This window comes from Streptomyces sp. 8L, assembly GCF_020176795.1.
Taxonomy (GTDB): domain Bacteria; phylum Actinomycetota; class Actinomycetes; order Streptomycetales; family Streptomycetaceae; genus Streptomyces.
Map to the genome: position 1 here is coordinate 1 of NZ_JAIUKE010000420.1, position 11,014 is coordinate 11,014.

Consider the following 11,014-nt stretch of genomic DNA (forward strand, 5'->3'; position numbering starts at 1 on the left):
GGCCCCCGCCCGGAGGGTGGGGGAGGTGCCGGGGCACGCGAGCCCGACAAGATCCAAACGAGAGGGCCTAGGACCGCTTCCCCGACCTTCCCCGCCGGTTGCCGGTCTGCCGATTGCCCGTCTGTCGATTGCCGGTCTTCGGGGCGCCCGCGTTCCTTCGGCCCGGTTTGCGCGCGGCGGACGCCGCCTTGCCTTCCGCCGCGTTGCGCGCCGCCTGCGCCGCGGGCTTCTTCGACCCCGTGGGCTTTTTCGACTCCGCGGGCTTCTTCGACCCCGCGGCGGACGAGGGCGGCGTCGGGCCGCGTGAGCTGTTGACCGTACGGCCGCGGACGATGCCGATGAACTGCTCGACCAGCTCCGTGGTCTCGTCCTCCCGCCACGACAGCGCGACCCGCGACTGGGGGGCGTCGGTGACGGGGCGGTACGTGAGGTCCTTGCGGTGGTACAGGCGGGCGAGTGACTGGGGGACGACGAGGAGCCCGATCCCCGCGGCCACCAGTTCCACGGCGTCCGCCGTCGTCGCGGGCCGCTCGATCGCCGGGCGGCCAGGCAGCCGCTCCCAGTCGAGGGCGTCGTCCAGCGGGTGCAGCACGATGTCGTCGGACAGGTCCTCGACCGTCACCTCCTCGACGGCGGAGACGAGGTGGTCCTTCGGGACCACGACCACGGTCGTCTCGGTGTAGAGGGGGATCGCGCTGAGGTCCGTACGGTCGACGGGCAGCCGCAGGAATCCGGCGTCGGCTCCGTGCTCCCGCAGGACCCCGGCCGCCTCCGCGGTGGACACCCCGGTGAGCGTCAGCGGGACGCCGGGCAGGCGCTCGTTCCAGATCCGCACCCACTTGGCGGGCGTCACGCCTGGAACGTACGCGAGCCGGAAAGAGGGAGGTACGTCCTGGCCGGTCACCGCTCCAGGTTAACCGGCCGTGGTCGGGAGGGGCGCACGCGCTCGTTACGCTGGACACCATGACGTCGCACAAGACCACCCAGACCATGAGGCCCGCGACCGCGGCGAAGAAGCTGGGTGTCTACCTGGAAGCCACCCCCGCCGAGTTCCGGGAGGGCGTCGTCTCGCGCGGCGAACTGAACGCGTTGCAGGCCGACCCGCCCGAGTGGCTGCGGGAGCTGCGCCGCGACGGCCCGCACCCCCGGCCGGTCGTCGCCGAGCGGCTCGAAATCTCCATCGCCGGCCTCGCCAGGGGCGGTGTCACGGAGCCGCTCACCACGGAGCAGATCGAGGCGCTGAAGCAGGAGTGCCCCCAGTGGCTCCGCCGCGAGCGCGCCACCCAGGTGGAGGTCCGCGAGGAGGCGGCCCGTATCAAGGCGCGCGACGAGGAGCGGGCCGCGGCCCGCGCGGCAGAGGCCGCTCGCGCGGACGACTCCCGCGGCTGACCTCCTGACCATCCGCTGATCTGATCTCCTGATCCTCCACTGGTCCCGCCCGGCCGTGCGGGGATCGCGGCCGGAGGCGCCCGGCGGGCGGCTCCGCGCCCCGGGCCCGCCTCACGCGCGGGGCGCGATCCCCACCATGTGTTCCGCGCGGGCGCGCAGGAGCAGCGCGACCCAACTGCGGTACGGCTTCCAGCCCTCGGCGATCCTGGCCAGCCGCTCGACGTCGTTCGAGCCGGCCTCGCCGAGCCCGTACGCCTCCGCCATCGCGGCGTGCAGGCGCCGTTCGTGGCGCGGGAAGACGTCGGGGTGCCCGGCGCCCCGGGGGAGGATGAGTTCCGCCGAGAACGGGCCAATGCCGGGGAGCGCGCGCAGCTCCGCGAGGGCGTCGTCCACGGGCATCCCGCGCAGGCGCGCGGCGTCCAGCCTCCCGGCGCCGGCGGCCTCGGCCAGGGCGTGCAGCCGCTCGATCTTGGTCCCGGTCAGGCCGGGAAAGCTCGTGACCGTACGCAGCACCGCCGGTACGGGGAAGGCGTACAGGGTCCTGCCCGCGACCACGACCCGCCGGCCGTGCCGCTCCGCGAGCCGGTTCTTCACCACTGCCGCCTGGGCCATACGGACACGCTGGCCGATGATCGACCAGGCGGCGGCCTCGTACGGCGAGTGGAAGCACACCGGCCTGAGCCCGGGGAACTCCGCCATCAGGCCCGCCACCACCCGGTCCCCTTCGGCGAGCGCGGGAAAGCCGCGTCCGTCGACGTCGAGGGAGAGGATACGGGCGATCTGATCGCGCACCTCCCCGGCGGTCGCGAGCCCCTCCCCCGTATCTCCCGGGCCATCGGCGTACGTGACGAACTCGGCCCGTACCGCGTGCGCGGCAGCGCCGTCCGCCTCCTGCCGTACCCCGTGTCTCCCTGTCCCGCCCGGCCGCGTCCCGTCCGGCCGGGTCCCGTCGGGGCCTGCCCCGTCCTGCCGTACGAGGGCGGCGACCGTCGTGCGGCCGTCGTCGGCGGGGAAGGCGAGGCGGAGCGGCCCGTCCGCCGCCTCGGAGCGGCCCGCCGGGGTGAAGTCCCCGAGGAAGCGCGCGCTCGCCGCGAGGGAGAACGGCCCCGACGGCCTGATGTCGAGCGCCACGGGGTCCATGGTCAGCCTCCGTGCGCCGTGAGGACATAGCCCTCGGGGCCGACGAAGCTGAACATCCGGCCGAACGGGCTGTCGGTGGGCGGAGCGACGACACGCACCCCGTCGGCAGCGAGACGGTCGTGCAGTTCCTGGGCGTCCGACGTGCGCAGCCACAGGGCGACCCCGAGGCCGGGCCGCTCGACGGCGTCGAGATCGACGCCGGGCAGCGGCTCGCGCACGGCGAAGGGAACCGGTTCGGTGTGGAACACCACGGCGCCGGGCGGGGACGCGGGCGCCCGCCTCAGCCCCAGGTGCTTCTCGAAGAACGCGGCGGCCGCCTCGACGTCGCGTACCTGCAGGGCGATGAAGTCCGGTCCCTCGACGGTGGCGTTCATGGGTCCTCCTCGATGGTCGTTGCCGATCGCACAGTCCTGCCGGCCGCGGCTGCCCGGAGCAGGCTGCCGGGAGCCCGCGAGGGCCTTCCCAATGTCAGGACTTTGACATGAACGACTGTACGCAGAGCCCTGCCTCATGTCAAAATCCTGACATGGAAGACCGGAAGTCCGCACCTCCGCCCGCACCTCCACCGCACCCCGCGCGAGACGTCACGGAGCACGTGGGATACCGCCTCAAACGCGCCGCGTCGGCACTGCGCGGCGCGATGGACAAGGCACTGCGCCGGCACGGCCTGACCGTGCCGCAGTACTCCTGCCTCGAACTCCTCGACCAGCGGCCCGGCTTGTCCAACGCCGAGCTGGCACGCGGCACGTTCGTCACGCGCCAGTCCATGAACGTGGTCCTGCGCGGCCTCCAGGACGCCCACCTGATCACCCGCGCCACCACCACCGACCACGGCCGCGCCCTGCCCGCGCACCTCACCGAGGAAGGCCGCACGCGCCTGCGGGCGGCGCGGAGCGCCGTCTACGCGATCGAGCGGCAGATGATCGACGCGATTCCCGCACGCCGCCTCGCCGCCCTCCTCGCCGACCTGGACACCATGGCGGACGCCCTCGGCGACTGAACACCGGCGCCGCGCCCGCCCGCCGCGCGGCCGGGCAGGGGCGTGGCGTGTGTCCGGCGGCGGCGCGCGCCCAGCGACGACGCCACGGCGCTCGAACAGGTCGCGAAGGCGCGACGGTCCCTGTGAGAATCCTGTGTCCACGCGTCCGCGTGCCCGCACCGCGCGAACCCTCCGGCGCGGCTCGGCGTCTCATCCTCGGTACGACCCAGGCCCCGAGAAAGAGGAGTTGTTCCGGATGGTGCGTCGAGCCCGTGTACTCCTGCTGACCGCCGTGCTGCTGGTGGCGGGGACGGTGGCGTCGGCCGCGCCGGCCTCCGCCGTCGTCGGCGGATCGAAGAGCACCTACGGCCCGTGGGCCGTACGCGTGCTCCTCGACGGCAAACCGGAGTGCACCGGGACGGCGATCAGCCCCCGGTGGATCGTCAGCGCCTCGCACTGCTTCTTCGAGCAGGGACAGCCGGTCGCCGACAAGCGGATCTCGTTCCGGGTCGGGAGCCTCGACATGCGGAAGGGCACCACGGTCCGCCCGGTGCCGGGTAAGCGCGTGGGCAGCGCGCGCGCCGACATGATGCTCGTCAAGGTCCCGCCGATGAAGGTCCGCACGGCGTCACTGGCCACCACCCCGGTCCGGCCCGGCCAGACCGTGCGGCAGTACGGCTGGGGCGCCACCTGCACGGGAGACGAGAACAGCTGCCAATCCCCCGTGCTCAAGCAGGCGGATCTGCGGGTGGTACGGCCGGACGCCCCCGAGTGCGACGGCTTCAGCGTCCCGGGCGGCTCGGACTTCTGCATGGTGAAGGAGGCGAAGAAGGGCGCCGGCATCCCCGCGGGGGGCGATTCCGGAGGCCCGGTGATGAGCATCGCCCCGCGGGGCAGGGAGGTCCTCGTCGGCGTCTTCGACAGCTCCGACCGGGACAAGACGGCCGGGGCCGGGGAGGTCTCCCAGCAACTCTCCTGGCTGCGCTCGGTCATCCGCGACTAGGAGGACCGGACGCTACGGCCACGGCGCCCGCCTCATTGACCGGGTCCGGCATCCCGGGCCGGCGCCCGGTGGCCCTCCGCCCTGGAGTCGTCCACGATCCGCCGCAACGCCGTGACCTGGCGCTCCAGGGCTTCGCGGCCCGTGGCGGTGAGGTTGAGCCATGTACGGGGGCGCTTGCCCACGTAGCCCTTCTCCACCTCGACGTATCCGTGCGAGCCCAGCGTGGTGACCTGTTTGGACAGCGCGGACGCCGACAGCCCCGCCGCCTCGCGCACCCAGCCGAACTCCGCCCACTCCGTGCCGACGAGCAGCGACACGATCGACAGGCGGGTCGGGTCCAGCAGCACCGGGTCGAAGTCAGGACGATCCATCGAGCGCCCCGGATCGTCCGTGCTCCGCACCCGCGGCGAGAGAGGCCAGAGCGCTCTGGAGACGGTCCCCGAAGAAGATCAGGACCGCGCCCAGCACGGCGCCGGCGATGGTCCGCGCGTACGGGAAGGACAGGCTGGAGTGCGGCAGGAAGGCGGCGACGATGCCGAGGGCCATCACCGTCAGGATGACCACCCTGCTCCACAGCGCGAACCGCGGCGAGACCGCGTCCCGCCGCACCCTGGTACGCCGCCCCAGCACGGCGGACCCGCGCCTGCTGCGCAGCAGCACCGCGTAGAGAACGACGACGGCGGTGAAGACGATGTTCACCACGGACTCGACGCCCTGTCCGAAGAAGTCGGGCGCCGCGAGCAGAGCGAAAACGGCGACACCGAAGAGAATCGCCACCCAGCGCGAATCCCGCGCGGAGCCGAGCGACTCCCCCCGCCGCCGCTCGACCTCCCGCAGGGCACGAGAAGCCTCGGCGGGTGTGGGCTGTCCGGTCATGACTGCCTCCTCGACGTTGCATGTTGCTCGACCAGAATCACTTTCCTGATAGGAAACTAGTTTCCCAGAAGGAGGCTGTCAAACGTCAGGCATGGACACGGGCGGTACGGCGCGGGCGGGCAGGCGCGGTCACGACAGCCGCGATGGCGCTCACCAGGACCCCGGGCCGAGGCTGTTTCACCGGCCGAGCGGACCGGGAGTGAGCGAGTTGAGTCCGGTGTCGATGAGTCGGGCGGCGCGCTGGACGTCGGCGCTGACCACGTCGTGCAGTTCCTCGGGGGTCCGGACGAGGTTCAGGTGCTTGCGCAGCGCCCGGAACTGGACGGGCCACAAAGCGAGCAGGGCGGCCGCGGCGACCTGGGGCTCGGGGTCGTCCGGGCTCATCCCGTTTCGCCGGGCCAGGACTTCGGCGGCCACGGCGACTTGCCGGTCGTCCGTGTCGCGCTGGTAGGCCCGCAGGGACGGGGTGGATCTGATCAGCATGACGAAGCGTACGAGCTGGGTCTCCAGGATCGTCGCGGCTCCGTTCAAACCCCACCATCCTGGCCGCGAGCTCGAGCTCGTCCCAGAAACCCGTCGGCGCGGCCCATCCGTCACCCAGCTCCTGGAGCAGGTCGAGTGCCACCTCCCACTCGTCGTGCGCCAGCTAGTCCCAGACGTCGAAAACGGTGATGTCACTATCGGTGGACACCCCTTCGGGCACCAGCAGCGAGGCGGCCTCAAGTATCCCAACGACATTCACGCGCCGATTGTGGATCAGCGGCGCAGCGTCCCTCTTGACGGCCGCGATCGCTAGGGTTGACTCGTGACCGCACTGCCCGACTGGATGCGCCCGCCGCGCGCGGAAGGCTGGTTCGCGGAGGACCTCGACCGCCTCCCCGAGGCACCGCGCCACACCGAGCTGATCGACGGAGCCCTCGTCTTCATGGTGTCGCCCCAGCGGTCCTGGCACGGCCGTCTCGTCACCGCCCTGACCACCACGCTCATGGCGCAGGCGCCGGCCGGATTCGAGGTCGAGCAGGAAATGACGATCCGCCTCGATGCGCGCAACCGTCCCGAGCCGGACCTCTTGCTGACGGAGCTGCCCTACGATCCGGACCGGACCTGGTACGCCCCGGAGGACGTGGAGCTCGTCGTGGAGGCCGTGTCACCCGAGTCCGCCCATCGCGATCGCACGGTCAAACTCCGCAAGTACGCGGAGGCCGGTATCCCGCACTACTGGTGCATCGAGGACGAGGATGGCGCACCTGTCGTCCACGTCTACGAACTCGACGAACCGACCGGCTCCTACGCGCCCGCCGGCATCTTTCGAGGCGCCCTCCAGCGCCCGGTGCCCTTCGAGATCAGCCTGGACCTCGACAAGCTCACACCGCCACGCGGCACTGAAAAGTCAGCACCAATTCAGGACGGGAACGCAGAAGGGGGGGGGGGGGGGGGGGGGCGCGCCCCCCGGGGGGGGGGGGGGTGGGGGGGGGAGTAAGACCCGGGAAACGGGCGGGCGACGAAGGGCCGGCAAAACCACCCCGCCCCCCCCCCGCGCCACTAAAACGCCACCACAAATTCCGCCCGGCACCCCATCCGGGGGCGCACCCGCCGGAGCCCCCCCCCTTCTGGCCTGCAAGTTTGACGAAGCTATTAACACGCGGCAATGAGACGGCTACACATTGAACCGAAACTCCACCACGTCCCCGTCCTGCATCACGTATTCCTTGCCTTCCATGCGGGCCTTGCCCGCTGCGCGGGCTTCGGCTACCGAGCCGGTGGCCAGGAGGTCCTCGTAGGAGATGACCTCGGCCTTGATGAAGCCCTTCTGGAAGTCCGTGTGGATGACGCCCGCCGCCTCGGGGGCCGTCGCGCCCTGCTTGATGGTCCAGGCGCGGGATTCCTTGGGGCCTGCCGTCAGGTAGGTCTGGAGGCCCAGGGTGCGGAAGCCGACGTGGGCGAGGGTGGCGAGGCCCGGCTCTTCCTGGCCGACCGACTGGAGGAGTTCAAGTGCCTCGTCGTCGTCGAGTTCGACGAGCTCCGACTCCAGCTTGGCGTTCAGGAAGATCGCCTCGGCGGGCGCGACGAGGGCGCGCTGCTCGGCCTTGAAGGCGTCGTCGGTCAGCTCGTCCTCGTCGACGTTGAACACGTAGAGGAACGGCTTCGTCGTCAGCAGGTGCAGGTCGTGCAGGGGCTCCGCGCGCTCGGTGCCCTGGGCGATGCCGGCCGCGAAGAGGGTCTGGCCGGATTCGAGGATGGACTGCGCCTCCTCGATCGCCGCGACCTTCGGCTGGACGTCCTTCTTGATGCGCGACTCCTTCTGGAGGCGCGGCAGGACCTTCTCGATGGTCTGGAGGTCGGCGAGGATCAGCTCGGTGTTGATCGTCTCGATGTCGTCCTTCGGCGAGACCTTGCCGTCGACGTGGACGACGTTCTCGTCCTTGAAGGCCCGGATGACCTGGCAGATCGCGTCGGATTCACGGATGTTCGCCAGGAACTTGTTCCCGAGGCCCTCGCCCTCGGACGCGCCGCGCACGATGCCCGCGATGTCGACGAAGTCGACGGTCGCCGGGATGGTCCGCTGCGAGTCGAACACCTCGGCGAGCTTCCCGAGGCGCGGGTCGGGGACTCCGACGACGCCGACGTTCGGCTCGATCGTGGCGAACGGGTAGTTGGCCGCCAGCACGTCGTTCTTGGTCAGGGCGTTGAACAGGGTCGACTTGCCGACATTCGGCAGACCGACGATTCCGATCGTGAGCGACACGGTGGCGACTTCCGGTGGGAGGGGGATGGGATGAAGGTGGGACGAAGGTAGAGATGGGGACGGGTGAGAGCGGGGATCACGGGCACGGGATGGGGATGTCAGCTGTTAAGTCTACGGGCGGGGGCGACGGCGGCGTCACCGGTCGCGCTCTCGAACGCAGCGCCAAGGTCGTCCAAAGCGCGTGTCCCTTGCCCGCTTCCTCCCCTTCGGGCCCCTACGTTGGTGCGGTGGAGCAGCACAGGACACGTCAATCCCAGCGCCGTACCCCCTCCTTCTCCGTACCGCGCGGTGCCGTCGCCCAGTCGGCCGGCGCCTACCGGGCGCCTGTCGCGCCCGCCGCGTCAGCCCCGTCCGGCCGTCGCGGGCCGACCCTCGCTGCGGCTCTGCGGGGACTGCCGAGCCCCCGCCTCACCGGCCTGGGGGCGGGTCTCTTCGCGTCGGTCTCCATGGTCTTCCTCGGCTTCGTGGACAACCTGCTGTTCAGCAGTTCCGCCACGTTCTTCGGCGTGATGTTCCTGCCGGTCAGCGCGGCGACCGCGCTGTGGGTACGGGGGGCCGACCTGGTCACCGCGCCCATCGGGGTGCCGATCGCGTTCGCCCTCGGGACGGTGCCGGTCTCCGGCGGCACGGGCGGGTTCGCCACGCAGGCGATGGCCGTCGTCACCTCGCTCGCGATGCACGCGGGCTGGCTGTACGGGGGCACGCTGATCGCCGGACTGATCGCGACCGTACGGAAGATCCGGCAGATGGCGCGGCGGCAGGCGGAGCGGGACGCCGCGGCGCGCGCGGCGGAGACCGCGCGGCCCGGTGCCGCCGTGCGCGCCGTCGTACGGGGGCCCCGCCGCGGCTGAGGCCCTGCCCGCCTCCCCCGCGGTCAGCGCTGGGATGCGGTCATGGCGGCGCCGACGATCCCCGCGTTGTTCTGGAGCTGCGCCGGGACGATCTCCGCCTTGATGCCCTCGATGTAGTGCAGGAACTTGTCGGCCTTCCGGCTGACGCCGCCGCCGATGATGAACAGCTCGGGCGTGAAGAGCATCTCCACGTGCGCGAGGTACTTCTGCACCCGGTGGTGCGCCCAGTGGCGGTAGCTGAGCTTCTCGTCCTCCTTGGCCTTGGAGGACGCCCGCTTCTCCGCGTCGTGCCCGTGCAGCTCCAGGTGGCCGAGCTCGGTGTTCGGGACGAGGACGCCGTCGTTGAAGAGGGCGCTGCCGATGCCCGTACCGAACGTCATCACCATCACGACGCCCTTGCGGTCCCGGCCCGCGCCGAACGTCATCTCGGCGACGCCCGCGGCGTCGGCGTCGTTCATGACCGTGACCGGCATGCCGAGCCGGTCGCCGATCAGGCTGCCCCCGTCGACATCGACCCACGACTTGTCGACATTGGCCGCCGTGCGGATCACCGAGCCGGTCACCACGCCGGGGAAGGTGACCCCGATCGGACCCGACCAGCCGAAGTGCTGGACGACCTCCACGACGCCTTCGAGGACGCCGTCGGGCGTCGCCGGGTGCGGGGTCAGTACTTTGTGCCTCGGCTCCGCCAGGTCGCCGCGGTCCAGGTCGACGGGTGCGCCCTTGATGCCAGAGCCGCCGATGTCCACTCCGAAGACGTTCATGAACACCACGTTAAGGCCAGGCGCCGGGGCGCACGCCCGCGTCCGCGGAATCCGCCGCCGGTGGTGGGGCCGGCGGCGGTTCAGCCGCTCCCGGCTCTGCGCTCGGGGCAGGGAGCCGGACGTACGCACGCCTCCTTGAGGGCGTTGCGCACGCCGCCCTCAAGGATGTACGGGTGCGTCCTCAGGATGTACGCGTGCGTCCTCAGGACGTACGGAGCTCCGCGCGCAGGTCCCTGCGCAGCTCCTTCGGCAGTGAGAACGTGATCGACTCCTCGGCCGCCTTCACGATCTCCACGTCCTCGAAGCCGCGCTTCGACAGCCACTCCAGGACGCCTTCGACGAGGACGTCGGGGACGGACGCGCCCGATGTCAGGCCGACCGTGGTGACGCCGTCGAGCCACGACTCCTCGATCTCGTCCGCGCCGTCGACCAGGTGCGCGGTGCGCGCGCCCGCCCCGAGGGCGACCTCGACCAGCCGGACCGAGTTGGACGAGTTCTTCGAGCCGACCACGATCACGAGGTCCGCGGCGGCGCCCATCTGCTTCACGGCGATCTGGCGGTTCTGCGTCGCGTAGCAGATGTCGTCGCTCGGCGGCGAGAGCAGCTGCGGAAACTTCTCCTTCAGCTTGTCGACCGTCTCCATCGTCTCGTCCACGGAGAGCGTGGTCTGCGACAGCCAGACGACCTTGGACTCGTCACGCACCTCGACGCCGGCGACGTCGGCGGGGCCGTCCACGATCGTGATGTTCTCGGGCGCCTCGCCCGAGGTGCCGATGACCTCTTCGTGGCCCTCGTGGCCGATCAGGAGGATGTCGTAGTCCTCCTTGGCGTAGCGGACGGCCTCGCGGTGCACCTTGGTGACGAGGGGGCAGGTCGCGTCGATGGTCGCGAGGTTGCGCGCCGCTGCCTCGCCGTGCACGACCGGGGCGACGCCGTGGGCCGAGAACATGACGATGGAGCCCTCGGGCACCTCCGCCGTCTCCTCGACGAAGATGGCGCCCTTCTTCTCCAGGGTTTTCACGACGTACTTGTTGTGGACGATCTCGTGCCGCACGTAGATCGGGGCGCCGTACTGCTCCAGAGCCTTCTCCACGGCGATCACGGCGCGGTCCACGCCCGCGCAGTAACCGCGGGGGGAGGCGAGCAGGACGCGCTTTCCGGTTCCGGCGGTCGACGCGGGCTGGTCGGGCGTTGCAGTCATGCGGCCATCGTACGGGGGGGGCCCCGGCCCCGGGGGGGGGCCGGGGGTGCGGGCGAGTACAGGGC

13 protein-coding genes and 1 pseudogene are annotated in these 11,014 nt (G+C 71.3%); 5 read left to right on the plus strand and 9 right to left on the minus strand.

The window, feature by feature from the left end; translation table 11 throughout:
* Positions 1–67 precede the first annotated feature (67 nt).
* A complete protein-coding gene (locus LCE31_RS29310; RefSeq protein ID WP_225019549.1) occupies positions 68–904 on the minus strand; it encodes a LysR family substrate-binding domain-containing protein in 837 nt (278 codons plus the stop codon).
* 59 nt (positions 905–963) lie between these two features.
* On the opposite strand from LCE31_RS29310, the gene LCE31_RS29315 reads away from it, so the two are divergent.
* Positions 964–1,389 carry a DUF5997 family protein gene (locus LCE31_RS29315; protein ID WP_225019551.1) on the plus strand — a complete coding sequence of 142 codons (426 nt, stop codon included), beginning with the start codon at positions 964–966 and terminating at the stop codon, positions 1,387–1,389.
* A gap of 111 nt (positions 1,390–1,500) precedes the next feature.
* On the opposite strand, the gene LCE31_RS29320 is transcribed toward LCE31_RS29315, so the two are convergent.
* Positions 1,501–2,529: a DNA-3-methyladenine glycosylase family protein gene (locus LCE31_RS29320; RefSeq protein WP_225019553.1), complete on the minus strand. Its 1,029-nt coding sequence runs from the start codon at positions 2,527–2,529 to the stop codon at positions 1,501–1,503.
* Positions 2,530–2,531: 2 nt separating this feature from the next.
* Positions 2,532–2,903, minus strand: a complete 372-nt coding sequence (locus LCE31_RS29325) for a VOC family protein (protein ID WP_225019555.1) — start codon at positions 2,901–2,903, stop codon at positions 2,532–2,534.
* A 152-nt stretch (positions 2,904–3,055) separates the two neighbouring features.
* On the opposite strand from LCE31_RS29325, the gene LCE31_RS29330 reads away from it, so the two are divergent.
* Both LCE31_RS29330 and LCE31_RS29335 read left to right on the plus strand, forming a co-directional pair.
* Entirely contained in the window at positions 3,056–3,529 is a 474-nt protein-coding gene (locus LCE31_RS29330) for a MarR family winged helix-turn-helix transcriptional regulator (protein WP_225019557.1), read from the plus strand.
* Positions 3,530–3,764: 235 nt separating this feature from the next.
* Positions 3,765–4,511: a S1 family peptidase gene (locus tag LCE31_RS29335; RefSeq protein ID WP_225019558.1), complete on the plus strand. Its 747-nt coding sequence runs from the start codon at positions 3,765–3,767 to the stop codon at positions 4,509–4,511.
* A 32-nt stretch (positions 4,512–4,543) separates the two neighbouring features.
* Here the strand turns inward: LCE31_RS29335 and LCE31_RS29340 are convergent, their stop codons facing one another.
* From LCE31_RS29340 to LCE31_RS29350, 3 genes are all read right to left on the minus strand, one after another.
* Positions 4,544–4,882: a winged helix-turn-helix domain-containing protein gene (locus LCE31_RS29340; protein ID WP_225019560.1), complete on the minus strand. Its 339-nt coding sequence runs from the start codon at positions 4,880–4,882 to the stop codon at positions 4,544–4,546.
* Positions 4,869–5,387: a hypothetical protein gene (locus tag LCE31_RS29345; RefSeq protein WP_225019562.1), complete on the minus strand. Its 519-nt coding sequence runs from the start codon at positions 5,385–5,387 to the stop codon at positions 4,869–4,871. Before LCE31_RS29345 ends, LCE31_RS29340 begins: the two co-directional genes overlap by 14 nt.
* Positions 5,388–5,564: 177 nt before the next feature.
* A complete protein-coding gene (locus LCE31_RS29350) occupies positions 5,565–5,918 on the minus strand; it encodes an acyl-CoA-like ligand-binding transcription factor (RefSeq protein WP_225019564.1) in 354 nt (117 codons plus the stop codon).
* Between the two features lie 274 nt (positions 5,919–6,192).
* Between LCE31_RS29350 and LCE31_RS29355 the strand changes: the two are divergent.
* Positions 6,193–6,765: pseudogene (locus LCE31_RS29355) on the plus strand (Uma2 family endonuclease); the annotation flags it as partial.
* Positions 6,766–7,044: 279 nt separating this feature from the next.
* Here LCE31_RS29355 and ychF read toward each other — a convergent pair.
* Positions 7,045–8,133: a redox-regulated ATPase YchF gene (gene ychF / locus LCE31_RS29360; protein ID WP_225019572.1), complete on the minus strand. Its 1,089-nt coding sequence runs from the start codon at positions 8,131–8,133 to the stop codon at positions 7,045–7,047.
* A gap of 227 nt (positions 8,134–8,360) precedes the next feature.
* Here ychF and LCE31_RS29365 point away from each other — a divergent pair, with 227 nt between their 5' ends.
* Complete coding sequence (locus LCE31_RS29365) at positions 8,361–8,984, plus strand: DUF6542 domain-containing protein (protein ID WP_374118585.1); 624 nt, start codon at positions 8,361–8,363, stop codon at positions 8,982–8,984.
* A 23-nt stretch (positions 8,985–9,007) separates the two neighbouring features.
* Here the strand turns inward: LCE31_RS29365 and ppgK are convergent, their stop codons facing one another.
* Positions 9,008–9,748: a polyphosphate--glucose phosphotransferase gene (gene ppgK, locus LCE31_RS29370; protein WP_225019574.1), complete on the minus strand. Its 741-nt coding sequence runs from the start codon at positions 9,746–9,748 to the stop codon at positions 9,008–9,010.
* Between the two features lie 202 nt (positions 9,749–9,950).
* The gene (locus tag LCE31_RS29375; protein ID WP_225019576.1) at positions 9,951–10,949 is read right to left on the minus strand and encodes a 4-hydroxy-3-methylbut-2-enyl diphosphate reductase; all 999 of its coding nucleotides are present in this window, start codon (positions 10,947–10,949) and stop codon (positions 9,951–9,953) included.
* Positions 10,950–11,014 lie beyond the last annotated feature (65 nt).